Origin of the sequence: Salinispora oceanensis (assembly GCF_000383575.1) — a bacterium.
Taxonomy (GTDB): Bacteria; Actinomycetota; Actinomycetes; order Mycobacteriales; family Micromonosporaceae; genus Micromonospora; species Micromonospora oceanensis.
In genome coordinates this window covers 4382987-4406015 of record NZ_KB911579.1, presented here as the reverse complement: position 1 = coordinate 4406015, position 23029 = coordinate 4382987, and the positions used below count along the sequence as shown (strand labels likewise).

Genomic DNA, 23029 nt, shown 5'->3' with positions numbered 1-23029 from the left:
CGGGGCGTGATCGCCCGGCGGGGCCGAGCCCCACCCTCCGGATCAGCTATTTGCCAGCACAGCAACCGCACTTCTGCTTGCTGTCGCCTGCGCTTTTCTTTTCCCCACCTCTCGCCGCGCTACTTCCGCAAGCGCATCCGGCCCCAGCCGGTGATTTGTGGTGCCCACACCGTTTCGTTGGCCAGCCGCCATCGGCTCAGGCTGCGCTGGTAGCCGCTGACAAGAACGACACCCACCCAAGGAATGGAGTACACGCTTTGCCGTCCGACCACGCTACCCAGATCAAGGATTTCCACGCCCCGCAGGGACAGAGCTCGAAGACTCCCGAAGACCGGCGGAACATTCTGCTCACCACCGCACACCGAGAAACCGGGGCACCGCGTACCACCTGGGTGGAGTTCTTCCTCGGCGAAGACCGACATATCCTGGTCGTCGCGCTGCCCGACGGAAGTCGCACCAGGCCGGACTGGTACGACGACCTGCTCGCCGAGCCGCAGGTGACCCTGGAGAACGACGCCTTCACGATCGAGGCCCACGCGGTGCTGCTCGAGGAGGGCGAACGGGACGCCGCGCTCGACCGGGCGGCGGAGCTGGACCCCGTACTGCGGCGGAAGCGTTCCCTCGCCCCGGAACCGCCACCGGTTGTGGCGCTGAACCCGCTCCGCGGCCGGCCGGTCGGGGCCACCTGGAGCAGTGGCCTGAAGCTGATTCACGACGCCTTCCGCCGCGAGTTGGCGGTCATCCGCAGCGAGCTGGCACGGCCGGGGAGCAGCCTCGGTGCGCAGCTGCGCATCAACTGCCTCGCCCTCTGCGGCGGCCTCGGTCATCACCATCGCAGCGAGGACGACCAACTGCTCCCGGTGGTTGCCCAGCACCATCCCGAGCTCGCCGATACGGTGCGGCGGCTGCGGGAGGAACACGCGGCCTTGGACGCGCTGCTCCAGCAACTGCAGCAGGTGGTCGGGTCAGCCGACGTGGACCGGACGAGCGTGCGGACCGAGGTCAACCGGCTCACCGCCGCGGTCGAGGCGCATCTCGACTACGAGGAGGCGCAGCTCCTACCGATCCTCGACCGGCTCTCCGCTGAACAGACAGGTGACGACTCGGCCTGACCACGGCCCGGTCAGCCCCGCCCCGCTGCTGCGCGGTCCCCGTACCGCTCGGCGGCACGCGCCTTGGCCTTCGCGGCCTCCACTGCGCGGTCCCGGGGCGGCGCCTTCGTCACCAGGTCACCCAGGAGGGTCTGCGTGGCCGCGGCGACCGCCCGAACGGCTTCGTTGAACGTCTCCTCGTTGGCCGCAGATGGTCTGGTCGCACCACTGACCTTGCGCACGTACTGGATCGCGGCGGCCTCGATCTCGTCGTCGGTGGCGGGCGGTTCAAAGTTGTGGAGCACGCGAATGTTCCGACACATGGCTCTACGATGCCAGGCCCGGGCCCCAACTTGAACCGCCCACGCCCCACCGCACTATCCGCGGGACGAGATCTGTTGCACTGTCCAGTGGTTGCCGTCCGGATCGTCGAAAACGATGAAGCCGACATTGTCCAGGCTGTCGCCGTCCCGGGCCGGGCGAAAGCCCTCCGGCCCGGCCACTCGGACCTCGCTGACCTCGACCCCCCGCTCCACCAGCTGTTGACGGGCCTTCCGCACGTCCGCGACCACGAACTGCACCCCCTTCAGCGAGCCCGGCTCCATCGAACTGATGCCCTTCCCGATGATGATCGAGCACCCGGAACCCGGTGGGGTCAGCTGCACCGGACCGAACTCGCTGTCGCCGCGAGAATCGAAATCCAGGTGGAAACCCAACTTTTCGGTGAAGAAATCCTTGGCGCGGTCCACGTCCGCTACCGGCACCAGCACCACTTCCAGCGTCCAGTTCATTTTTTCCGCTCTCGCTCGCACTACTCCTTGCATGGCGGACACGCTCTCCGGCCGCCGACATATTCTTGTTGGCTCCCCCGGGCCCGGATCATCGCGACGCGAACACCTCGTCGAGCCGGTCGTAGCTCTCCCCCACGCCCCGCTCCATCGGCGTGGCCAGCACCAGATCGCGCACCTCTGGCGACGAGTAGCGCAGCGTGGTCTGGAGCGTGGTCAACCCGGCGCGTTCGGAGAGGACGGTGGTGACGAGGGACTCGCCCGGCACCCACTGGTCGTCGTAGGACTCGGTATAGACGAGCCGGTCCGGCGCCTGGACCTCGCGGTACACCCCACCCTGGCCCATCTTCAGGCCATCCGGCCCCACCGAGACGAAGCGCCAGCTCCCACCGACCCGTAGCTCAACCTCGCACTCGACCAGGCGCCAACCGCGAGCGCCGAACCACCGCCTGAGCAACTCGGGCTTGGTCAAAGCATCGAACACGAGGTGCCGCGGCGCGTTGAACGCCCGGGTCAAAACGATGTCAGTCGGTGCCGGTGTGGTCACCCGCAGCGTCTTCGCCGTCATATTCCCTGCCCCTCCCGGCCGCCGCTCGACTGGCGGGCATCGTCACCGGCCTGGAGTTCGTCGAGGAGTTCGTCCAGGCGCCCGTACGCCTCCGCCCAGTAGCCGCGGTAGTTCTCCAGCCAGTCCACGACCAACCTGAGCTGGCGCCCCTCAAGGTGACACGGCCGACGTTGGGCGACACGTTCGCGGGAAATCAACCCCGCGCTCTCCAGGACCTTCAGGTGCCGGGAGATCGCCGGTTGACTCACCGGGAACGGGGCGGCGATCTCCTTCACCGTCGCGTCACCCTGCGCGAGCCGGGCGAGGATCGCTCGCCGAGTCGGGTCTGCCAAGGCCGCGAAGGTGGCATCGAGACGCTCGGGCTCATCGAGCGCATAACCAGTTTGTTTCATAACGAGTTGGTTATATCCTTCGACTGCTGCCCTGTCAAGCCCGACCCCGGCATGTCTTCGCAGGTGAAGGGTGCTCCGGCGAGGTGACGCGAGCTGACCGGCCGCCCGCCCTACGCGCCCGTTCTACCGGTGCGCGGCGGTTCGGCTCCCCGGGACACGCGTGGTCGAGCGGCACTGGGCGGCTCAGGAGATCGGTACGATCGCCTATCGATCGGAGGGGCCACCATGACGGATGTCAGCGCCGAGCAGTTCCTCGAAAAGTTGCAGACGCACCAGTCGGATGAGGAGCTCCGCAAGATCCAGCGCTACTTCAGGCACGCCGAGGGCGACACGTTCCTGGGCGTCCGAATGGGTCAGGTATTCGCGCTGGCCAAGGAATTCATCGACCTGGCGCCCAGCGAGATCGAACTCCTACTCGACAGCCCGATCCACGAGGTACGCGCCGGCGCGGTCAGCATCATGTCTAAGCAGGCCACGCGGAAGAAGACCACCGACGCCCGCCGGGCGGAGCTGTACGACCTCTACCTGCGCCGGCATGACCGGATCGACAACTGGGACCTGGTCGACCTCGGTGCCGCGAACGTGGTGGGGGCCCATCTGGTCGACAAGCCCCGCGACGTGCTGTACGAGTTGGCCCGCTCGAACGACCCGTGGCAGCGACGAACCGCCATCGTCAGCACCATGGCGTTCGTACGCGTCGGCGACCTCGACGACACGTTCCGGATCGCCGAGATGTTCGTCGCTGATCCACATGATCTGATCCACAAGGCCACCGGTTGGCTGTTGCGCAGCGCCGGGGACCAGGACCGGACGCGGCTGCTCGAGTTCCTCGACCGGCACGCGGCCACCATGCCCCGGACGCTACTACGTGCCGCCATCGAACACCTAGACCAGGAGCAGCGGACCTACTACCTGGGCCGGAAAAAAGCCACGCGGGGAGCCACGGCTCGCCGCTAGGGTACGGCGCATGGCCAAGCAGTTGACCGGCAAGGTGGCGCTCGTCGCCGGAGGGACCCGAGGCGCCGGGCGAGGAACCGCCATCCAGCTCGGAGCGGCCGGGGCTACCGTCTACGTCACCGGCAGATCAACCCGCGCCCAACGATCGGAGATGAACCGGCCGGAGACCATTGAGGAAACCGCCGAGTTGGTCAGCGCCGCTGGCGGGGTCGGCATCGCGGTGCGGGTCGACCACCTGGTCCCCGCCGAGGTACGCGCGCTGATCGCCCGGATCGAGTCCGAGCAGGGCGCCCTCCACATACTCGTCAATGACATCTGGGGCACCTCCCAGGTGGAGTGGAACAAGACGGTCTGGGAGTCAGACCTGGACGCCGGGCTACACACGCTGCGTCTCGCCGTGGAGACCCACGCCGTCACCAGTCACTTCGCGCTGCCCCTGCTCATCCGGAACCCGGGCGGACTGGTCGTCGAGATGACCGACGGGACAGACGAGTACAACGCGGCCACCTACCGCAACTCGTTCTTCTACGATCTCGCCAAGGGCGCCGTGAGCCGGATGGCGTTCGCACTGGCGCACGAACTCCGATCGCATGACACGACATCGGTGCTACTCACGCCCGGATGGTTGCGGTCCGAGGACATGCTGGACAGCTTCGGGGTGACCGAGCAGAACTGGCGCGACGCCCTCGCGGTCGAGCCCCACTTCGCGATCTCCGAGAGCCCGGCCTATGTTGGCCGCGCCGTGGCGGCCCTGGCACAGGACCCGGAGGCCTCCCGATGGCATGGCAGGTCGCTCTCCAGCGGGGAACTGGCGAAGGTCTACGGTTTCACCGACCTTGATGGGAGTCAGCCCGATGCCTGGCGATACCTGGTCGAGGTGCAGGACGTCGGCAAGCCCGCCGACACCACCGGATATCGCTGATCCCAGCCCAGGCCAGTAGCCGCACGACGGTGAACATGTTCATCCATTGAACATCCTCGAGTAATTGAATTCGGCTGACCACAACAGCCACCATCGATGCTCATGAAGAGACCGCTGAGTCTGCTGCTCGCCCTTGCTCTCACCGCGACCGGGTTGCTCACCCCCATCGCCCCTGCCGCCGCCGCCCCGGCACCGCTGCAGGTCCTGACCCACAACGTCATGTTCCTGCCCCAGCTACTCTTCCCGAACTGGGGGCAGGTCACGCGCGCCAACCTGATCGCCGAGGCCGACTACATCACCGGCCAGGATGTCGTCATCCTGCAGGAACTGTTCGACAATGAGGCATCCGACCAGCTCAAAGACCAGCTTGCTGCGGAGTACCCCTACCAAACCCCAGTTCTCGGCCGGTCGAGGTCCGGCTGGGACGCCACTCTGGGCTCATACTCCAGCGCGACCCCGGAGGATGGTGGAGTGACCGTCCTGAGCCGGTGGCCCATCGTGGAAGAAATCCAGTACGTCTATGCGGACGGCTGCGGCGCAGACTGGTTTTCCAACAAGGGCTTCGTCTACGCGCAGCTCAACGTCAACGAGGAACCCGTACACGTGGTGGGCACTCATGCGCAGGCGGCCGACACCGGCTGCGCCGACGGCACCGGGGCCCAGGTACGGGCAGCCCAGTTCGACGAGCTCGACGCCTTCCTGGACGCTCGCCAAATCCCCGCGGACGAACAAGTCATCGTCGCCGGTGATCTCAACGTTGACCGCTACTCCACCGAGTACGACAGCATGCTGGCCCGGCTCGATGTCAGCGATGCCGCGTTCACCGGCCATCCGTACTCGTGGGACGCACAGCGCAACGACATGGCCGACTACAACGACGACCGGGACAGCCGCCAGCAACTCGACTACATCCTGCAACGCAACGGCCACGTAAGGAACGGTGCCGGCGACAACGAGACGTTAGCCGTCGAGGCACCGAAGTGGTGCGTGACCAGCTGGTTCGTCCGCTACTGCTACACCGACTACGCCGACCACTACCCGGTCGCGGCCGACATCTGACACGTACGGCCTGGGGCAGACAGCAGTCCTCCAGCGCTTGGGCAGCGGCGGGTACGCCGCTGCCCAGCCCCAGTCGTACCACCGGCACCGCCGCGACCTCGCGGCCCGCCACCCACCGACCCCAGATCAGCCCCTGCCGCTGACTTCGCCGCAGGGCCTGTCGATCCACGGCATGATCAGCTATTTCTGACCTGCCAACCGTATGGAAGAGCCGGCCAGCCTGGACCTCAAGCCGCGCCAGATCGCCGAGCTCCGACTGTCGTGCCGCCCGAATCAGGGACGTCCTCCGCACTCTCGCAGCAGCGAGGCCGCCTGCCATCGGAGAGTCGGCCTCGCCCCTGCGTGAAATCAGGGCCCCGCAACCGCCGCGTCATTGCCCGGCATCCGGGTCACGCTGGGCAGCTGCAGCACGGCCGCTGCCGACCGGCCACTCGTCTCGCTGGTCGGGCACATCGCCGTCAGCAGGAACGACTGCCAGGCGATGTCGATCGGATGTGCCTCGGGCAGGCCGATCTGATAGTGACTGAGGTTTATCCCGGTCGATACCTGGCGCCCACCATCCCGGCTGTGCAATGAAAACGTCAGGTGACCGACAACCGCACCGTCATGACCAAAGAACTCACCGCACGGGGTAGGAATCGAGTAAATACCCAGACCATAGCTACCGGCATCGGGCGCATCCGGCAGCATTGGCACCCCGGCGAGCATCTCATCGAGCATGGCCGGACTGAGCAGATCACCGCCGAGTAGGGCCCGGAAGAAGGTGTTCAGGTCCGCCGTGGTCCCAATCATCTCGCCCGCCATCCACCCCCAGCTCATGTTGAACTCGCTGAGGTCACGAACCCCGAACGGGGCGAAGTAGGCACCACTGTGTGGGCCACGAATAGTCGGATCAGTCCCAGGAAACGACGTCCCCGTTAGCTTCAGGGGCCGCAGAATGCGTTGCTGTACCTCTGCCGCCGCCGGGTTTCCAGTGATCGACTCGATCAGCAGGCCCGCCAGGATGTAGTTCGTGTTCGAATAGCTGAACCCCGCCCCGGGCGCGTTGGTCGGCGGCATGGCCAGGCCCGTCGCCACCAGATCTGCCGGAGCGTACGTCGTTACCTGCATCTCGTCGATCGCCGCCCACGAGTCGAGCATCGCGTTGGTGTAGTTGCCGATGCCGCTGGTGTGGTTCAACAGCATCCTGACGGTGACTTCGGCGCCACGCTCACCCGGCACGGTCTCCGGCAGCAGCTCCCCGATCGGGTCGTCGAGGCCCAGCCGGCCCTCGTCAACGAGCTGCAGCACAGTGGTGGCGACGAACGTCTTGGTGATGCTGCCGATGCGGTGCCGCAGCTGCGGCTGCATCGGTCGGGAGCTGGTCAGGAACGCCTGGCCGGCACTGCCGCGCCAGTCGTGCCGGCCATCGCGCACAGCGGCCAGCGCACCCGGAACCCCGGCTTCGGGCACCGCGGCGAGCGCGGTGCGTAACTCACCCCGATCCAGCCCGCCGGAGGAGCTTCCCCCAGCTGTCTGAGTAGGTAACGCGGCAGCGGATGTGGGCACCACAAAGGCGGTGGCAGCCAGCGTCGCACTGGCGATTGCGATCTTCAACGCCCGAGGAATACTAGACATATCGCGATCCTAGGAGGCGCCCGCAACCCCGATTCCGCTTTCATTCCCAGGTCCGTAACCGGCAGGACATAGTTTGGCATCGCCGGGTGTCCGTTCGATCTGGAGTGGGTCAGTATCTATGCTGGCCCACGTCGCATGTCCCGGGGAGGGCGCAATGAGGGAAACCTCTACGGTGCGGGCCGAGGCGCTACGCTATGCGGTGGCCGAACGTGAAATTTTCGGTGACGTTTCGTTCGACGTGCCGTCGCGGACGTCGTTGGCGGTGACCGGGCCCAGCGGCACGGGGAAGACGACGCTGCTGATGTGCCTCGCGGGGATCCTGCCAGTGGCGGGTGGTCGCGTCTGGATCAACGGCCAAGAACTGACAAGTCTGCCGCCGAGGGCGCGATCGGCGTTGCGGCTGCGGTCGGTCGGCTTGGTGTATCAGTTCGGTGAGCTACTGCCCGAGTTGACGCCGTTGGAGAACGTGACGCTGCCGGCACTGTTGAATTCCGCACCGCGGCGGGCGAGCTACGAGCGGGGGAAGACACTGCTGCATGATCTTGGTGTTGGAGAGCTCGCCGACGCCGCGTCCGCTACCTTGTCCGGCGGTGAGCGCCAACGGGTCGCGGTGGCGCGCGCGTTGATCACGCGGCCCGGTGTCATCCTGGCGGACGAGCCGACCGGATCTCTCGACAGCGCCTCGGGGCAGGTCGTCAGCGATCTCCTGTTCGACCTGCCGCGCCGGTACGGCTGCGCGCTGATCGTCGTCACGCACAACGACCGGGTCGCCGCGCGCGCGGATCAGCAGCTCGCCCTCGACGCGGGCCGACTCACCGCGATGCCGACGGGTAGCTCGTGAACCGTGCGTTCGTGCTGCTCGCTGCCGGTCACCGCGCGGGGCGACGGGCCGGCGCTGGTGCCGTGACGCATCGGTGGTCCCTGGCCGTGGCTGCCGCGGTGACCCTGCTCACCGCGTGGACCTTCATCAGTATCGCGGCCATGTACGACGCGCGGAACACAAGCGTCGCCGCACGGGAGCCGGTGTTCCTGGTCCAGGGGCAGGAGGAAAGCGCGGTCGCCCGGTGGATCCCGCATGCAGACCGGGTGAACAACCGTCAGTTCCTCGTCGTGTATCTGGCGCCGAGCCGCGCGGACGCGGCGCCGCCACCCGGGCTGTCCCGGTGGCCCGCCCCGGGGGAAGTCTTCGTCTCCCCGTCGCTGCTTGACCAGGCGGGCCGGGATCAGCTGACCGAACGCTACGGGCGGGTTGGGGGCACCATCGGCGCCGAAGGTCTCGCCGCCGACCAGGAACGGCTCGCCTACTATCGGCCCCGCACCGATGCCGCCTTCGACCGGCGGGACGGGCTCGTGGCTATCAGCGGGTTCGGTGTCGACAAACAACAGATGGTGGTCGATCGAACCACCAGGACCGATACGAACTACGGCAAGTGGACAGATATCGACTTCTTCATCCTGGCGGCGTGTCTGATCGCCCTCCCCGCCGCACTGTTGTTGTTGCTCGCGGTGCGTAGTAACGCTGAGCGGCGTGACCGGCGGCTGGCCCTGCTCGACGCCCTCGGCGCCCCGCGCTCCGCCCGCGCCTACCTCCTCCTGGGTGAGGCCGCGCTCCCCGTCACGGTCGGCACCCTGGTGGGGGCGCTCGCCGCGGCGGCCACGACCGTGGTCGACGTACCGCTGCCGGTAGTCGACCATGTCGTCAAGGCTGACGTGTTGGCCCGCTTCCGTGCCGGGCTCCCGCTGCTGGCGCTCGCCACCGCGGCCGCGGTGCTGGCCCTCGTACTGGTCGCGCAGCTACGCAGCCGCGCCGCTTCGGAGACCGCACCGCGTCGGATCCAACAACGGTTCGGGCGGCCGATCAGGGCCTTGTTCCCGCTGGCGATCATCCTGGCAGTCTGGGGGGCCAGCACCGCCCGCGACGGTGCCGGCGCCGGATCCTCGGTCGGGCTGGCCGCCTTCCTCATCGCCACGGTCCTCGCCCTGGCGCTGCTGCCCGCCGTTCTGGCCGGTTGGGCTGGCGCCGGCGGCCGACTCATCGCTCGTCACGGCGCGCGACGAGGCCGGCCGTCGGCAATCGTCGGTGGCCGTTGGCTCAGCGCACGTCCCGTGCTCGTGGCGCAGCTGTGCGCGGCCTTCGTCATCGGCCTCGGCCTGCTCGTTCAGGTGCAGGTCCAGCAGGAGTGGATCGTGCAGCGCACCCACGGAATCGCGAACGGGGTCACCGCCTCCGCCGTCGTTGTCGGCAACCAACTCGTCACCGTTCGCGGTGACGCACAGCCGCAGGAAGCGCAGCGGTTCATCGACCGCATTGGCCCGGATCGCGTCTTGGCCACCTACACCACCCCGGCGGGTCGAACGCTCGTGGCAATATGCCCAGCACTGCGGTCATTGGGACAGCTGTCGACCTGCCCCACCGCCGCCACCCCGATCGAGGACTCTACACCACCATCAACCGCACCGGCCGGGTCCTCCAGCACGACACCGAAATCTCCAGCCCCCGGTTCACTATCGCCACGACCCCGCCACCGTCCGGCGAAGTGGACGGCTTCTTCGTACTCAACCCCGACGGCGACAGCGGGGTCAACGCCATCGCCGGCACCGCGTACCGGGAGCTGGCTAAACCGCACATCTCGACTCCCGGCCAAGAGTGGATCGGCGGCGGACTCGCCGGAGCCGCCGTCTTCAACTGGGTGCTCTCCTTCGGCGCAGCCGGCGTGACCATCCTCGCCCTCGCCGGCATCCTGGCCGCCACCGGAATCTTCCTCAGCCAGATCCGTTCCCTCGGCGTACTCACCACATACGACGCCCGCACCCGCCTCTACCTCGGCATCGCCGCCTGGAACCTCGCCCTGCCGCTCATCGTCTCCGCGGTGATCGGCGCGCTCGTCGCCGCCTTCCTCGGAACGCTGGCCCTACAGATCCGCAGGACCGGCGAAGTCTCCGTACCAGTGTTGTCGGCAGCGCTACTCGGCATCGCCGCTATCGCCATTGCTCTCACCCTGCTCTGCGGCACCACAGCCGCACGCGCCGTACGCACCTGGCACCCGTCCAAAGACTGAAAGGCCGGCTACTCCTGGCAGCCAAATCAATAGCGCGTTAGTGGCTGGTTCCGGCAGCCTGCTGGATATGCCGGAGATTGCTTCACCGCCGCTCAGCCTGCCCGAACTGCAGGCGATCGCCGATGCCGGCGGGCAGGTGAAGTACCTGTTCTTCTGGGGCATCAACCTCAACCAGACGGCAGCATCGGCCCGGGATGCCTGAGCCGGGCTGGGCGATCGCCGATCACATGCGCACCGAACTGGTCATCGACGCCCTCCGCGCCGCCCAGCGCACCCGGGGCAGCCTGCACGGCCCGATCATGCACACCGACCACGGAGCCCAGGCAGTACACCTCTCGGGCCTTCGCCGAGGCCTGCACCGCAGCCGGGGTCCGGCAGTCGATGAGCGCGGTCGGGAGTTCCGCCGACTACGCCGCCGCGGAGTCGTTCAACGCCACCTTCAAACGCGAGACCCTGCAGGGCCGCCGCGCCTTTACTGACGAACGCGAGGCCCGACTGACCCCATTCCGGTGGCTACACCGCTACAACACCGGAAACGGCAGCATGGCGCGCCTGCGTTGGACCACCCGTGTATCTCATATCCCGTAGAGCTTCCTAGGAAAATGGAATGCCTAACTCCGGGGCGGCGCCGGGGTGGCCCACGGCCAGGGCACGCGCTTCGCGGCTCTACGAGATCCTTGTCGAGTTACCCTGCCCCACCGCATTTTCCGCAGCGAAACATACTTCCCGCATCCCGACCGGCAAGACCCAAGACGCTGCCGGCCGCGCCGGTCGCCTGGCTGATGCGGGGCAGCTTGGGGAGACAACGGCGATTGGCCTTCGGAGCACAGGCCTGAGTCGCCGGGCTGACGACTCAGGTGTTGGCCTGGACGAGCACCAAGCCCGACGTGGGGACTTCTGGTGCCGCCGCGCACCACTCTTACCCCTGGCAGCCCTCGCTATCCTGACTATCTACGCCGCCGACAACAAGACCAAGACTGCGGGTCGCTGTGCCGGCAGCACCTCTTCAGCTAAAGCCGACCGACTCGCCCAGCGGGTCCCCCGCTCTCACAGCAGTGCGAGGTAGCTATCCACGCTGCTTGCGCTGATGCGTCGCCGTGAGTACGAATTGGCGGTCGTGTAGTTACACTCCTCGATGATGATGTACGAGCCGTCGGTTCGGCCACCCAGGCCACGTGCCCATACTTTCCGCCCGGTGGCCCGGCTCACCGCGCTCCACGACATCCGTACCGCCGATGAGGTGGTCTGCGGCACAGCGCGTACGCTGGCCGGCGTGCTCGGCGCCGTGATCGTCAGGGTCACGCTCGCCGTGTTCGACGGCCCGCTGTAGCCGCCGATGTTTTCGGCGCGCAGCTGGAACTGGTAGGTCTTGCCGGGAATGCTGAGCAACTGCACCGTAAACGAGCAGCGGCTCGTCACCGGATATGGCAGTCGCCGCCACGTCCCGCCCGACGACCGCATCTCGATCCAGTAGTTTCTAGAGACGAGCGACGAACGGCCAACTTGCCGCGACACACAGCGCGGCCGCGGGCAGCCAGACCCACCACCACGCGGACCGGTGCCGACGGAACCAGCCGATCACCAGGCATCCCGCCCCCGCCACGGTCAACGCGAAGATCACAAGCCACAGCGCCGGCCGGAGGTGGTGAGTCAGATCCGGATAGAACCAGAGGAGCAGGTAGGCGTGCAGCGTCAGCAGCGGCACCAGCACGACCGCTACGACGATCACGGTCGCGGTCCGGACCCAGGCCCAGCTCATGCCGGGCTTTCTAACTTACCGCGGCTATCAGCGTCAAGGCCCACCGGCAGGGTCGACAGACTGCACCTCGAAATGTGGAAAGTCGGTTGTCGGCGACAGTGAACTCCGGGACGCTGGGCAGCATGTCGTTGTGAGGGCAGCACCTTCGTCGCCGCCACGCCATCGCGATCGGCGGCGGTCCACCCATCCCTTGGCGAGAAGCGAGCGTCCTTGTCTGTTCCACCTGCCCGGCCGGAGTCCCGGCCGGCACCCACCCCTGCCACCGTTACCGTTTTCGCCTCCCCGACCAGCTGGGTCGAGTCCGACGCCGTTGACCAGTGCCACCAGGTCGCAGCCCTCGACGGCATGCTCCATGTCGCCGGCATGCCGGACCTGCATCCCGGCAAGGGCGCCCCGATCGGCGCCGCGATGACCTCGACCGTGCTCTACCCCCACCTGGTCGGCTCGGACATCGGCTGCGGCATCGCCGTCTTCCCGATCGCGCTGAAGCGGGTCGTACCCGAACGGCTCGCCGCCCGCTTCCCCGACCTGGACCGCCCGCTCGACCCGGTCCGAGACGCCGGCGACCCGGCCTGGTCCGTGCTGGACGGTGACATCCCCGCCGGCCACCTCGACGGTCTCGGTACCGTGGGGCGGGGCAACCACTTCGTCGAGCTCGCCCGCGTCGGCGAGGTCCTTGACCCGGACCACGCCGCACGACTGCGGCTCACCGCCGGTGACACGGTCCTCGTCGTCCACAGCGGATCCCGCGGCCTCGGCGAGCGGATTCTGCGCGCGCACACCGAGCAGCGCGGCGCCGGGCCCGCCGAGGACCCGGCCGCGTACCTGGCGCGGCACGACGACGCGGTGCGCTGGGGCTCGCTGAACCGGCGGTTGCTGGCCGCCCGGGCCGCGATCGCGCTGGGTGCCGAGCCGACCGCTCCGATCGTGGACCAATGCCACAACCTGGTCGAGGTACGTGACGGGCACTACCTGCACCGGAAGGGCGCGGCACCGGGCGACGGCCGGGACGTGCTCGTCGCCGGCACCCGCGGCACCCCGTCGTACCTGGTGGCCGGGCACGCGGGCACCCAGGCCAATCATTCGGTGGCGCACGGGGCGGGCCGCAAGATGTCCCGGACGGACGCGCTGCGCCGGGGCCGGGCCAAGCACACGGTCAAGGAGCTGCGCCGTACCCCGCTGGGTTCGCTGGTGGTCTGCGGCGACCGGCAGCTGCTCTTCGAGGAGGCGCCGACCGCGTACAAACGAATCGAGCAGGTGGTGGGTGACCTGGTCGCGCATGAGCTCGCCACTCCGGTGACGACCACGGTCCCGGTGGTCACCTACAAGACCCCGGACATGGGGGTGCCCCCGCGCGGCGACCGACGACCGGAGCGCCGGCGACGGGGACAGCGATGAACCTGCACCTGCTGTTGTCGGCTGGCCGGGGTCCCCAGGAGTGCGCCTGGGCGGTGGCCCGGCTGCTGCGCCGGCTGGAGGCCGACGCCGCCCGCAACAACGTGGACGTGGTACGGCTGGACAGCGTCGTCGGTGACCGACCCGGCACCTACCGGTCGGTGTTACTCCGACTCACCGGCGCCGAGGCGGCGGCGTTCGCCGACGGCTGGACCGGGACGTTGTGCTGGCAGGCGCCCAGCCCCTACCGCGCCGGCCAGGGCAGAAAGAACTGGTACGTCGCAGCCCGCCGGTGCGAGGTGGACGCCCCGGTCACCCGGTTCGCCGAGGCGGACGTGGAGGTGCTTGCCGTACGCACGGGTGGGCCGGGTGGCCAGCACCGCAACAAGGCCAGCACCGCCGTACGGGCTACGCATCGTCCGACCGGCACCACCGTCGTGGTCGACACCGAGCGGCAGTTCAGCCTCAACCGCGGCATCGCCCTGCGGCTGCTACGGCAACGGCTCGCCGTCGGCGACGAGGCAGCCCAGCGAGCGCTGGTGGCCACCAGAAGGCGCGCCCACGACGAGTTGGTCCGGGGCGACCCGACGCGGATCGAACGCCCCTGACCGGCCTCCTCAGCCTCGGCCGCCGCGCGGCTCTTGCCGCCGTCGGGCCGGACGGCGGCACTGGTATGGAGATGGCCGGCGCGAGGCCCAGGGGTGATGGGCTCGCGCCGGCCGGCTCAGCCGCCTACAGATTCCCGTACCTTGCAGGTCTGTGGTTGGCGGCCTGGGGGTAGGGTCGGATCAGGGAAGGACTTCGAAGGTCCAGGTCTTGGCACCGGAACTGATGGTGGTGCCGTCGGCAGCGAGCACGCCGGTGACCTCGAAGGTGACGTCGTAGGTGCCGGCGGCGTCGAAGCCCCAGTTGACGTGGGCGTGGGTGTTGTAGTTGACATTCAGGCTGTCGGGGAGCCCGTCACCGCTGTCGAAGAGCACCGTTGGGGTGCCGCCGGAGACGGTGTAGGCACTGAAGCCGGCCGGCCCCGTGACGTTGGTGAGCTTGAAGGTGACCCGGTTGTTCTGGAACGCGCCACTGGGCACCTCTTCAGTGTTCCAACCTGCCCACAGCAGATCGGAGCTGCTGGCCTGCGGTAGCACCCACGCTTGATTGTCGGTGCCGAGGAACGACCACTCACTACGGCTGGGCACGGTGACCTTGGCGGTGTTGGGGACGCTCAGGATGACATCGGCGGGGTCGCGCTCCACCGAGTCGTCGTCGAGCAGGTTGACGGTCAGTGCGCCGTCGGCGTAGTCGACGTCGAGGACGTCAACGTGGCCGCTGGAGATCACGATCGGCGTTGCGGCAGCGGTAGCGGTGGTGCCGGCGAGCAGCGCGGCGGTGACGGCGAGGCCGGTGAAAATTCGGCGACGGAGGTGCATAGTGCTCACCCCTGAACCACGACGCGCAGGGTGACCGCCTCGCTGCTGACCTGCTGCCCGGTGTCGGCGAGGGTGCCGGTGGCGCTGAAGGTCACGCAGTAGGTGCCGGCGCGGTCGAAGGCCCAGTTGTAGTGCTGGTGGTCGCCAGCGTTCAGGGCGATGGTGTCGGGCAGACCGGCACCGCTGTCGACGAGGACGTTGGGCTGCCCGACCGCGTTTTCGGTGTAGAGGGCGAGCTCCCCGGGCCCGCTGACCGACTGCACCGCGAGGGTGAGCTCGTCGTCGGTGAAGACGCCGGCCTCGACCTCCTCGGTGGCGACGCCGGGCCACACGAGGTCGGTGTCCTGGATCTGGGGCAGGATCCACACCGTCGACACGCCGGGGGTGCCGAGGAAGTCGAAGGCGGGGTCGTTCGGGACCGTCACCTCGGCCTGCTGCTTGACGACGACCTTCACCTCGTCGGTGGCGTATTCGACGTCATTGTCCTCGTCGTGGACACCGAGCTCCAGCTCGCCGGCCTCGTAGGCGATGTCGACCAGGTCGATGTGCCCGGAGCTGAACCTCACCAGTGATGCCTGCGCTGGTTGCGTTACCGCGAGCAGCGCCGCGGTCGCCGCCCCGGAGGCGAGCAGCAGGCGGATGGGCTTACGCACGAAGGAACTCCTTCCCCGCGGTCCCCCTTGGACCGCGGCTATTGGAAACGATAGTCGTTTTCTTTAACTGGGGGAAGCGACTGTCGCATGGCTTCGGTCACGGTCATGCACCCTCAGCGGATCGCCACGCTGCGGGGCCGGACAACGACCACCGAAAGCGGCCGACCGCGCACCCAACGCGACTGAAGTCACGGGCTGGCGATGAGAGCATCCCAAGATCATCGAGGTCCACTCACCCTCGCCGACCCTCCGGGCGGTCTACCGGGTAACCGGTGACGCCTCCTGACGGGAACTGGGGTCGGACAGTGACGAGGGCCGGGAACCATCGCCCTGCCCAGCCCTCCGCCGCCACCGCCTGGCCAAGAGGCCATGTCGAGGGGCAAGCAACCAGGCGGCAAGGAAGACGGCCGTGGCAATCAGCACGATCGTGCCACCAACGGGTGTGTCGTAGCTCCACGACAGATACAGGCCAACCACCGCTGCCGAGCCGCCGATCACCGGGGCGAGCAGCATCATCACGCCGAGTCGGTCAGTGAGCAGACGCGCCGCCGCCGCAGGGGTAATCAACAGAGCGAGGACGAGAATGTTTCCGATCGTCTGCAAAGAGATCACCACGGCGAGGGTGACCAGAACGTAGAGCACGATGTCGAGCCAGAAGACCGGAAGCCCCATCGAGCGCGACATCTCCCGGTCGAGGCAGACCGCGACAAACTCCTTGTGCAGGGCGAGCACCAGGCCGAGGATGACCAAGCCGGCGCCACCGACGACATAGAGGTCCCGGTCGGGAATGCCGGTGATCGAGCCGAACAGGAACTGTTGCAGGGACCCGGCGTACCCCGGGGCCTGTGAAATGATCACAATGCCGAGGGCGAACGCGCCAACGAGGAAGACACCGATGATCGAATCCTCCTTGACTCGTCGATTCTGCGAAAAGATCGCGATCAGCAGTGCGGTAGCAACCCCGGCGACGGCTCCGCCCAGGACCAAACTGCCCTGCAGGACGAAGGCGACCGCGATTCCCGGGAAGACCGCGTGGGCCACGGCGTCACCGATGAAGGCCATGCCCCGCAGGACCACATAGCAGCCCACGACACCGCAGACGATGCTCGACATGACCGCGATCGCCAAGGCCTTCGGCAGGAACGCGAGGTTGGGGTTGAACAGGTCGGTGAGAAAGTCGGTGATCGACATCAGATCGCCTTCACGAGCTTCAGTAGCGGGGAGGTGTCACTCACGCCGAAAGTCGTCGTCCACAGCGCGGCGTCCTGCAGGTCCGCCGGGTGTCCGTCGGCGATGATCCGGCCGTTGAGCAGGACCAGGCGGCTACAGGTGTCCACTGCGGCCACGAGGTCATGGGTGGTCATCAGTACCGCGTGCTCCGCACCGGCCAGACTGGTGAACAAGTCACCCAGTAGTTCCTGGGTGGGCATGTCCAGCCCGGTGAACGGCTCGTCCAGCAGGAGGATCCGCGGCGCGAGAGCCAGCGCGCGAGCGACCAGGACGCGTTGACGTTGCCCACCAGACAACTCACCGACTGGGCGGCGACGCAGCTCGGTGAGCTGTACCCGGTCCAGCGCGGCGCCGACAGCCCGCCAGTCGGCGACGCCGGGGCGACGGAACAGCCCCATGCGGCCGGTCCGGCCACTCAACACGGCTTGCTCGACGGAGATGGGAAAGTCCCAGGTGAACTCGTGGCGCTGGGGGACATAGCCGATCTCGCAGCGGCCGGGGCGCGACGGCTTGCCCCCGACCAGCACCCGGCCGGCGCGGATACCGGTCAGCGCCAGGATCGCGCGCAGCAAGGTGGTCTTGCCGGCGCCGTTCGGGCCAAGGAGGCCGACCAGCTCACCCCGGTCCAGGCGCAGGTTGATGTCCCGCAGGACCGGTCGGCCACCGAGGTCCACCTCCAGCTGATCCACCTCGAGCTCGCTCAACGGTCACCCCCGGACAGCGAGGTCCCGCCTTCTCGCTCAGCCTGCCGCTTGGCCCGGCGTCCCCGCAGCAGCAGAAGCACCAGGCCGGTGGCGAGCAGGACCGCCAGCGTCACCATCGCGGGGAGGAGCAGAGTCATGGACTCGGCGGCTGGCTTGCCGGCCTCGGCGCGGTCGCTGACCGGTGAGGTCTGTTCCACCGATCCGGGGAGGTCGGTGGTGGCGGTATACGCCTCGTCAACGCTGGTGCCGTCGCCCACGGCGAAGCGCAACATGCGGGTTGCTGACACTGTCTCACCGCTGATCAGGTCGGCGGACACCTGCACCGCGATCAGGTAGACGCCAGGTGCGGTGAAGACCCAGTTGGCATGGGTGTGGGTGTTGACCTCCGCCCAGAACGGCTGGGCCTTCGGCTCGACGGAGCGCCACAGCGGCTCGGGGGCCGCGAAGTTCCCCGACTGCAGGTACGTCGTGAGGGTTCCGGGGCCGTCCACGCCAAGCAAGGAGAGGGTGACGCCACGGTCGATGCTCTGCATCACCCGGGGATCCTGGGTGTTCCAGCCGAGCCAGACGACATCGGGGTTCTGGACCTGCGGCACCACGTACACCTGTTCGCCGACATCGACGCCGAGAAACTCGTACGCCGGATCCTCCGGAACGGTCTGCAGTGCCGCGTCGGACACCCGCAACACCGTCTCGTCGGGGTCACGCCACACCGGCTGTGCCTGCGTACCGTCGTGAATCATCAGTGTCCACTGGTCATCGACGTAACGGGGGCCGAGGTCGATGTGTCCGGCACCGAGTTCCGCCCGACCGGTGGTGAGCGGCTGGTCGGCGGCGATCGACTGGCTGAGCCCCGGGGTGGGCTCCTGCGCCGCTGCGGCAGCCGGCGTCGTCGTCAGCACGATCAGCACCGCGAGCACGCAGCGTGGGAGCAGCCCGCGTACGCGGGTGCGGCGTCGCACCCATCCGGATGTCACTGAGGCCTCCCCTGGTTGGTGGTGGTCAGGCAGTCACGCAGCGATTCGGCGTTGAACCGCATCATCTGCACGTAGTTGGTGATGTCGCGGTCGAAGGTGTCGCCGTAGATCGCACACACCCGGAGCCCTTCCTCACGGGCCACCTCGTTGAGGGTGGTAGACCGGGCTGCCAGGTTCGGCTCCAGGAACACCGCCGGGATCCTCAGGTTGCGGATCGTCTCGGTAAGACGGCGCCGGTCGGCAAGGCTCGGTTCGACGGCCGGGTTCGGGGCGACGAAACCGGAGATGTTCACCCCGTACGCCTGGCCGAGGTAGCCAAAGGCGTCATGAGTGGTGATCAGGTGCCGTCGCGACGGCGGAATCTCGGCGATGGTGTTGCGCACGTACGTGTCGAGCTGCTCCAACCTGTGGATGTAGGCCGAGGCGTTCGACCGATAGGCCGCCGCGCCTCGGGGATCGGCCTCGATGAGGGTGTCGCGGATGAGTTCGGTGTAGGAGATCGCGTTTCGCACGTTCTGCCACAGGTGCGGGTCGATCTCCCCGTGTACGTGTTTGCCGAGTACCGCCTGCGGAAGCTGGTACACCCGACTACCGGGTCGGCCGAGGAACCGGAGCCGGCGGTCGCCGGGCACCTCCAGCAGCGCCTTACCCGGCACCTCGATGACCGTGCGAGCGGGATCGTAGACCCGCTGTTCGGCCTCCCCGCTGCCCTCCGGGTCGGCGAACAGGTAGAGCCGTTGCTGGTCGAGGTCGACGGTGAGATCAGCGTGTCCCCCATTCAGGACCGTCGCCTCGGGCATGCCCGGCACCGAGTGCGGATCCACCCCGACCGCGAACGTGAACACCTGCTCGCCCATGGGAACCGATGGTGCCTGCGGGTCAACGGACAGCGTTGCCCGCATGCTCAGCCGGTAGACACCGGGTTTGGTAAACGCCCAGCTCATGTGCGTGTGCGCGTCGGGTGGAAGCACGGCGGTGTCGGCACGGAAGCCATTGGCCGGATCGAACCCGTCGGTGGAGTCAACATAGACCGACGGGTTGCCGAACGACTCGGTGAGGTAGGCGACCACACCACCCGGACCGTCAGCCGACGTCGCGCTGAGCAACACGTCCGAGGCGCGGTTCGCACCGTGCACCGCACCGGTCCCCCGTACCCGCATGCCCAGCCAGAGGGTGTCCAGCGACACGTCCTCGACCAGCGGGATAATCTCCGCGGCGTACTTCACCGCTCCCTCTGCCAGCGAGATGTTCGGCACCCCCGCGCGCAGGTTGGCGTCCAGCGCCTTGATGATGGCCTGCTCTTCGAGTAGCAGATAGTTACTGAAGGCGACGTCGGCGTAGACCACGTCCCGGATGTCGCGCAGCGACGGCTCATAGCTGTGCGGATCTGCACCGTCGCGCACCAGCGAACTGACCGCTACCCGGTCACCGCCGACGTTGTGCACCAGGTCGCGCAGGATTCCGGTGGTCGTGATGACCTGCAGGCGCTCGTCGTTCGCGCTCAACGCCACCTCCGATCGACAGCCGGCGACCAGCCCCACAATCAGCAGCGGCAGGATCGCCCGCCGCAACCAGGACCGGGGCGCCGGAATCACGAGCCCTCCTGGTTGGCGCCAGCACGGCGACGGGCGAGCAGCACCAGCAACGCCCCGGTGACAACAAGGACGACGCCAACGGTGCCCGCCAGCAACACCCACCCCGCGCCCGTACGCGGCAGCGGGCCGGTGCCGCCCTGGTCCGGTCCGTCGTCCCCGGAGCCGCTGCCCGATCCGAAGCCACCGCTCGGGTCGGTGCTGTCGCCGACGGCGATGGTGAGCGTCTTCGTGTCGGTGACCGCCGTGCCGGCGGTGGTGGTGCCGCTCATCTGCACCGCGAGGCGGTACCGGCCGGGCTTACTGAAAGCCCAGTTGCCGTGCGCGTGCGTGTTCAGCGGAACAGCCAGCTGCTGCGGGAACGACGTCGCGGAGTCGAACAGCACGTCGGCCTCGCCGAACGAGCCGGTCAGGAAGAGCGCGAACCGCCCGGGCCCGTCAACGCCCTTCAGCGTCCAGGTGACGTCGCCCTTGATACCGGAGACGACCGACTCGTGCTGGGTGTTCCAGCCCGGCCAGACGATGCCGGACTGCTGGGACTGTGGCAGCAGCCAGACCGAATCGCCCTGCGCGCCGAGAAAGTCCGCACCGGCGGGTACAGTGATCTTCGCGTTGTCTTTGATCCACAACACCACGTCGGCGGTCTCTCGCCAGACAGCCGGGCTGGTGCGGTCGTCCTTGATCCGAATTGTCCAGTCGGTTCCGGAGAGTTGCGGCCCCATGTCGACGTGTCCGTCGGCGATGACCTGCTGGGCAGCCGTCTCCGTGGTGGTACCCGTCTCCGTGGTGGTACCCGTCTTCGCGGTGGTGCCCGTCTTCGCGGCGGCCGGCGCCATCGGCGCGGCGAGAGGTTTCGGTATCGCAGTCGGCCCCACTTCGGCGACGGTCGGGGCCAGCGCCGCCGTGTCCGGCTGACTGCCGGGCCGCGGAGGCTGCGTAGCCGACGGCAGCACCTGCCCAGCCGGGACGATCTCGGGTACGCGAACCCGATATGTCGCCTCAGCGCTGGCTGCCTCGCCGGAGCGCAGGTCCGCCGACACGGTCAGCGTGAGCCGATAGTCGCCGGCCACGTCGAAGGCCCACACCACACCATCGGTACGCGTAGCCGCTGGTAGTCGCAGGGAGCGCGGCAGATTCGTGCCGCTGCCGAACAACGCGGTCGCCCCTTCGAGGCCCGACAGTCGGTAGGCGGTGAAGGTGCCCGGTCCCTCGACCGACCGCAGGCGCAGCGTCACCGTGTCCTCGGTGACAGCGCCCAGAGGTACCCCGGTGGTGTCCAGGGTGGGGAACCTGGTGTCGCCGGCGGACAGCGACCACACCGGCTGGCCCGCCGGCCCCAGGAAGGCGAGGGCTGAGCTGGCGGGAACCCGGCCCGCCAAACCCTCGCCGGGGCCGAGCACCACCTCGGCCGGGTCGTAGCCCGGCACGTCGCGGGCCACCTGGCCGGCGTCTCGGATCCGCAGTGACATCGCGTCACCGTCGAGCGTCACCGACACCAGGTCCGCACCGGTCGCGCCAATCGTGGCCGTTTCAGCGACAGCCGGCGCGGCCCCTACGGCCAGGGCCAGGACGGCCAGGGCAAGGCCGGCCGCGCCGGCACACCTGCTTTTCATTGTCATTGCTCGCTCCCCAGGCGACGTGATGGTGTTGTCTCGTGCGGTTCCTGAGCGGCACCGTTGTCGGCAGCGTCCGGCGGCGTCGTCCGGCTGGCCTCTGACCGGCCCTGCTCACGGGCGGCCGCCACCGCCTGCGCGATCGCTCGAAGTCGCCGGCGCCGGGCAACGATCAGCAGCCACCCGGCGAGCCCGATCGGGATCAGTAGGGCCAGCTGTAGCCAGGGCACCGCCCAGACGGTGGCCCGCGTCGTATCGCCCCGCGGTGGCGGGTCAAGGACCTGGTCGCCGACAGCGGCGGGGGTGACAGTGAGCCTCGTGGTCAGCCGGAAGAGCGGCGGCACACCCGCTATCCGTACGGTGGTGGTCACCGCACCGCCCGGCAGGATCTCCGGTAGGTCCGCCGCTGCCACGGAACGCCGGCCGAGGCCGAGGGGGCCGGCCACCTCGAGCGTGGGTAGGCCGGTGAGCCGGACATTGCCGGTGTTGCGGACGGTGACGGTGGCGGTGAGCGCGCCACCGACCAGGGGGTTCAGCGACCCGGTGTGCCGTACCCGAAGGTTCTCGACAGTCAACGCGGGTCTCAGCTCTCCAGTGACCCGCAGGTAGATCCGGGCACCGACGCGGTGGTCGACGGCGACCTGGTTGCCCTGGCCATCCGCCGCCGTGGTGGCGAGTGACGCGACCACACCTCCGGCGTGGTCGCCCGGTGTGGCGTTCTCCGGAACCGTAAGGGTGAACGGAACATTCAGTCGCGACGTTGACGGAATCGTCACCCTGCGTTGGGTGAAGCGGACCCAGGAACCCACATCAGTGGGCTGCTGACCGCCGGCCAACAGGTCGAAACCGCCGTTTCCGGTGGTGAAGGCGTCGCTGGCGTAGAGGTTCAGGGTGAGCGGACGCGTCGAGTGATTGGTGACCGCGACGTAGTCGGTCAACGTCGCGCCGGGGTTGAGCTTGTAGGTGAAAGCCGGGCGGCCGTTCGGTCCGTCCGGACTCGATGGCGCCACCCCCCAGGTCACAGCGGATGGAGCCGACGACGGGCCCGGTGGCGGTGTGGGTGGGGCCGAGGCGGCACCGAGCAGGGCGAGGCCGGTGGCGATGGCGGCGAGCAGGCGCATGGAGGCGACGAATTCCGTTCCGTGGGGCAGGGAATGGGGTGGGCGGGCGCGGTTACGCTCCGCCCACCCCGCAGCTGTCCGGGGCCCTGAGGTCAGTGCCGGGCCCTC

The 23029-nt window shown here is 68.2% G+C and carries 25 protein-coding genes and 2 pseudogenes; 11 read left to right on the top strand and 16 right to left on the bottom strand.

Going from position 1 to position 23029, the window contains the following annotated elements:
* Positions 1–257: 257 nt before the first annotated feature.
* Positions 258–1112 carry a nitroreductase family deazaflavin-dependent oxidoreductase gene (locus SALPAC4_RS0120225; protein WP_019871888.1) on the top strand — a complete coding sequence of 285 codons (855 nt, stop codon included), beginning with the start codon at positions 258–260 and terminating at the stop codon, positions 1110–1112.
* An 11-nt stretch (positions 1113–1123) separates the two neighbouring features.
* Here SALPAC4_RS0120225 and SALPAC4_RS0120220 read toward each other — a convergent pair whose 3' ends face one another.
* From SALPAC4_RS0120220 to SALPAC4_RS0120205, 4 genes are all read right to left on the bottom strand, one after another.
* The gene (locus SALPAC4_RS0120220; protein WP_018731150.1) at positions 1124–1414 is read right to left on the bottom strand and encodes a DUF2277 domain-containing protein; all 291 of its coding nucleotides are present in this window, start codon (positions 1412–1414) and stop codon (positions 1124–1126) included.
* A 54-nt stretch (positions 1415–1468) separates the two neighbouring features.
* Positions 1469–1882: a VOC family protein gene (locus SALPAC4_RS0120215; RefSeq protein WP_027644910.1), complete on the bottom strand. Its 414-nt coding sequence runs from the start codon at positions 1880–1882 to the stop codon at positions 1469–1471.
* An 88-nt stretch (positions 1883–1970) separates the two neighbouring features.
* Entirely contained in the window at positions 1971–2447 is a 477-nt protein-coding gene (locus SALPAC4_RS0120210) for an SRPBCC family protein (RefSeq protein WP_019871886.1), read from the bottom strand.
* Entirely contained in the window at positions 2444–2839 is a 396-nt protein-coding gene (locus SALPAC4_RS0120205; protein WP_019871885.1) for an ArsR/SmtB family transcription factor, read from the bottom strand. Before SALPAC4_RS0120205 ends, SALPAC4_RS0120210 begins: the two co-directional genes overlap by 4 nt.
* A 225-nt stretch (positions 2840–3064) precedes the next feature.
* Between SALPAC4_RS0120205 and SALPAC4_RS0120200 the strand changes: the two genes are divergently transcribed.
* The 3 genes from SALPAC4_RS0120200 to sph all read left to right on the top strand — a co-directional run bounded on the left by SALPAC4_RS0120200 (position 3065) and on the right by sph (position 5777).
* Positions 3065–3796 (top strand): DNA alkylation repair protein, encoded by a 732-nt coding sequence (locus SALPAC4_RS0120200; protein ID WP_019871884.1) that lies wholly within the window; start codon positions 3065–3067, stop codon positions 3794–3796.
* 10 nt (positions 3797–3806) lie between these two features.
* A complete protein-coding gene (locus SALPAC4_RS0120195; protein WP_019871883.1) occupies positions 3807–4718 on the top strand; it encodes an SDR family oxidoreductase in 912 nt (303 codons plus the stop codon).
* A 102-nt stretch (positions 4719–4820) separates the two neighbouring features.
* Entirely contained in the window at positions 4821–5777 is a 957-nt protein-coding gene (gene sph, locus SALPAC4_RS0120190) for a sphingomyelin phosphodiesterase (protein WP_027644909.1), read from the top strand.
* 121 nt (positions 5778–5898) lie between these two features.
* On the opposite strand, the pseudogene SALPAC4_RS28645 reads toward sph, so the two are convergent.
* Both SALPAC4_RS28645 and SALPAC4_RS0120185 read right to left on the bottom strand, forming a co-directional pair.
* Positions 5899–6069: pseudogene (locus tag SALPAC4_RS28645) on the bottom strand (GNAT family N-acetyltransferase); the annotation flags it as partial.
* Positions 6070–6125: 56 nt separating this feature from the next.
* Positions 6126–7394: a serine hydrolase domain-containing protein gene (locus tag SALPAC4_RS0120185; protein WP_033665017.1), complete on the bottom strand. Its 1269-nt coding sequence runs from the start codon at positions 7392–7394 to the stop codon at positions 6126–6128.
* A gap of 154 nt (positions 7395–7548) precedes the next feature.
* On the opposite strand from SALPAC4_RS0120185, the gene SALPAC4_RS0120180 reads away from it, so the two are divergent.
* The 5 genes and pseudogenes from SALPAC4_RS0120180 to SALPAC4_RS28635 form a co-directional block, all read left to right on the top strand.
* Positions 7549–8235 (top strand): ABC transporter ATP-binding protein, encoded by a 687-nt coding sequence (locus SALPAC4_RS0120180; protein WP_223874807.1) that lies wholly within the window; start codon positions 7549–7551, stop codon positions 8233–8235.
* Positions 8232–10112, top strand: coding sequence for an FtsX-like permease family protein (locus SALPAC4_RS25515; protein ID WP_223874806.1), 1881 nt, complete (start codon positions 8232–8234; stop codon positions 10110–10112). Before SALPAC4_RS0120180 ends, SALPAC4_RS25515 begins: the two co-directional genes overlap by 4 nt.
* Positions 10109–10453 carry a hypothetical protein gene (locus SALPAC4_RS28640; protein ID WP_223874805.1) on the top strand — a complete coding sequence of 115 codons (345 nt, stop codon included), beginning with the start codon at positions 10109–10111 and terminating at the stop codon, positions 10451–10453. The genes SALPAC4_RS25515 and SALPAC4_RS28640 overlap by 4 nt, the downstream gene beginning before the upstream one ends.
* A gap of 67 nt (positions 10454–10520) precedes the next feature.
* Positions 10521–10655, top strand: coding sequence for a hypothetical protein (locus SALPAC4_RS28850; protein ID WP_263404840.1), 135 nt, complete (start codon positions 10521–10523; stop codon positions 10653–10655).
* 4 nt (positions 10656–10659) lie between these two features.
* Positions 10660–10984 (top strand): annotated as a pseudogene (locus tag SALPAC4_RS28635) (transposase); the annotation flags it as partial.
* Between the two features lie 516 nt (positions 10985–11500).
* On the opposite strand, the gene SALPAC4_RS0120160 reads toward SALPAC4_RS28635, so the two are convergent.
* Positions 11501–11872: a fibronectin type III domain-containing protein gene (locus tag SALPAC4_RS0120160; RefSeq protein ID WP_223874804.1), complete on the bottom strand. Its 372-nt coding sequence runs from the start codon at positions 11870–11872 to the stop codon at positions 11501–11503.
* 58 nt (positions 11873–11930) lie between these two features.
* Entirely contained in the window at positions 11931–12212 is a 282-nt protein-coding gene (locus tag SALPAC4_RS0120155; RefSeq protein WP_019871876.1) for a hypothetical protein, read from the bottom strand.
* A 210-nt stretch (positions 12213–12422) separates the two neighbouring features.
* On the opposite strand from SALPAC4_RS0120155, the gene SALPAC4_RS0120150 reads away from it, so the two are divergent.
* Together SALPAC4_RS0120150 and prfH are read left to right on the top strand one after the other, a co-directional pair.
* Positions 12423–13610, top strand: a complete 1188-nt coding sequence (locus SALPAC4_RS0120150) for an RNA ligase RtcB family protein (protein WP_027644906.1) — start codon at positions 12423–12425, stop codon at positions 13608–13610.
* Complete coding sequence (prfH, locus tag SALPAC4_RS0120145; RefSeq protein ID WP_027644905.1) at positions 13607–14215, top strand: peptide chain release factor H; 609 nt, start codon at positions 13607–13609, stop codon at positions 14213–14215. The genes SALPAC4_RS0120150 and prfH overlap by 4 nt, the downstream gene beginning before the upstream one ends.
* Positions 14216–14395: 180 nt before the next feature.
* Here the strand turns inward: prfH and SALPAC4_RS0120140 are convergent, their stop codons facing one another.
* The 8 genes from SALPAC4_RS0120140 to SALPAC4_RS0120105 form a co-directional block, all read right to left on the bottom strand.
* On the bottom strand, positions 14396–15031 hold the full coding sequence (locus SALPAC4_RS0120140) for a choice-of-anchor M domain-containing protein (RefSeq protein WP_019871873.1): 636 nt from the start codon (positions 15029–15031) through the stop codon (positions 14396–14398).
* 5 nt (positions 15032–15036) lie between these two features.
* Complete coding sequence (locus SALPAC4_RS0120135; RefSeq protein ID WP_019871872.1) at positions 15037–15684, bottom strand: choice-of-anchor M domain-containing protein; 648 nt, start codon at positions 15682–15684, stop codon at positions 15037–15039.
* A gap of 258 nt (positions 15685–15942) precedes the next feature.
* Positions 15943–16875: an anchored repeat-type ABC transporter permease subunit gene (locus tag SALPAC4_RS0120130; protein WP_019871871.1), complete on the bottom strand. Its 933-nt coding sequence runs from the start codon at positions 16873–16875 to the stop codon at positions 15943–15945.
* Positions 16875–17618, bottom strand: a complete 744-nt coding sequence (locus tag SALPAC4_RS0120125; RefSeq protein WP_018735239.1) for an anchored repeat-type ABC transporter ATP-binding subunit — start codon at positions 17616–17618, stop codon at positions 16875–16877. Before SALPAC4_RS0120125 ends, SALPAC4_RS0120130 begins: the two co-directional genes overlap by 1 nt.
* Positions 17615–18595, bottom strand: a complete 981-nt coding sequence (locus tag SALPAC4_RS0120120; RefSeq protein ID WP_019871870.1) for a choice-of-anchor M domain-containing protein — start codon at positions 18593–18595, stop codon at positions 17615–17617. Before SALPAC4_RS0120120 ends, SALPAC4_RS0120125 begins: the two co-directional genes overlap by 4 nt.
* Positions 18592–20190, bottom strand: coding sequence for an anchored repeat ABC transporter, substrate-binding protein (locus SALPAC4_RS0120115; RefSeq protein ID WP_019871869.1), 1599 nt, complete (start codon positions 20188–20190; stop codon positions 18592–18594). The genes SALPAC4_RS0120120 and SALPAC4_RS0120115 overlap by 4 nt, the downstream gene beginning before the upstream one ends.
* Positions 20187–21806 (bottom strand): TIGR03773 family transporter-associated surface protein, encoded by a 1620-nt coding sequence (locus SALPAC4_RS0120110; RefSeq protein ID WP_027644903.1) that lies wholly within the window; start codon positions 21804–21806, stop codon positions 20187–20189. Before SALPAC4_RS0120110 ends, SALPAC4_RS0120115 begins: the two co-directional genes overlap by 4 nt.
* Positions 21803–22921, bottom strand: coding sequence for a WxL protein peptidoglycan domain-containing protein (locus tag SALPAC4_RS0120105; RefSeq protein ID WP_019871867.1), 1119 nt, complete (start codon positions 22919–22921; stop codon positions 21803–21805). Before SALPAC4_RS0120105 ends, SALPAC4_RS0120110 begins: the two co-directional genes overlap by 4 nt.
* Between the last annotated feature and the right edge of the window lie 108 nt (positions 22922–23029).

Bases quoted from the DNA above. Each gene is read 5' to 3' on its own strand.
- SALPAC4_RS0120105 (WP_019871867.1), bottom strand. From the start codon at position 22,921: ATGCGCCTGCTCGCCGCCATCGCCACCGGCCTCGCCCTGCTCGGTGCC.
- SALPAC4_RS0120200 (WP_019871884.1), top strand. From the start codon at position 3,065: ATGACGGATGTCAGCGCCGAGCAGTTCCTCGAAAAGTTGCAGACGCAC.
- SALPAC4_RS0120210 (WP_019871886.1), bottom strand. From the start codon at position 2,447: ATGACGGCGAAGACGCTGCGGGTGACCACACCGGCACCGACTGACATC.
- SALPAC4_RS0120220 (WP_018731150.1), bottom strand. From the start codon at position 1,414: ATGTGTCGGAACATTCGCGTGCTCCACAACTTTGAACCGCCCGCCACC.
- SALPAC4_RS0120155 (WP_019871876.1), bottom strand. From the start codon at position 12,212: ATGAGCTGGGCCTGGGTCCGGACCGCGACCGTGATCGTCGTAGCGGTC.
- SALPAC4_RS0120205 (WP_019871885.1), bottom strand. From the start codon at position 2,839: ATGAAACAAACTGGTTATGCGCTCGATGAGCCCGAGCGTCTCGATGCC.
- sph (WP_027644909.1), top strand. From the start codon at position 4,821: ATGAAGAGACCGCTGAGTCTGCTGCTCGCCCTTGCTCTCACCGCGACC.
- SALPAC4_RS0120195 (WP_019871883.1), top strand. From the start codon at position 3,807: ATGGCCAAGCAGTTGACCGGCAAGGTGGCGCTCGTCGCCGGAGGGACC.
- SALPAC4_RS0120215 (WP_027644910.1), bottom strand. From the start codon at position 1,882: ATGAACTGGACGCTGGAAGTGGTGCTGGTGCCGGTAGCGGACGTGGAC.
- prfH (WP_027644905.1), top strand. From the start codon at position 13,607: ATGAACCTGCACCTGCTGTTGTCGGCTGGCCGGGGTCCCCAGGAGTGC.
- SALPAC4_RS0120130 (WP_019871871.1), bottom strand. From the start codon at position 16,875: ATGTCGATCACCGACTTTCTCACCGACCTGTTCAACCCCAACCTCGCG.
- SALPAC4_RS0120185 (WP_033665017.1), bottom strand. From the start codon at position 7,394: ATGTCTAGTATTCCTCGGGCGTTGAAGATCGCAATCGCCAGTGCGACG.
- SALPAC4_RS0120180 (WP_223874807.1), top strand. From the start codon at position 7,549: ATGAGGGAAACCTCTACGGTGCGGGCCGAGGCGCTACGCTATGCGGTG.
- SALPAC4_RS0120140 (WP_019871873.1), bottom strand. From the start codon at position 15,031: ATGCACCTCCGTCGCCGAATTTTCACCGGCCTCGCCGTCACCGCCGCG.
- SALPAC4_RS28850 (WP_263404840.1), top strand. From the start codon at position 10,521: ATGCCGGAGATTGCTTCACCGCCGCTCAGCCTGCCCGAACTGCAGGCG.
- SALPAC4_RS0120110 (WP_027644903.1), bottom strand. From the start codon at position 21,806: ATGACAATGAAAAGCAGGTGTGCCGGCGCGGCCGGCCTTGCCCTGGCC.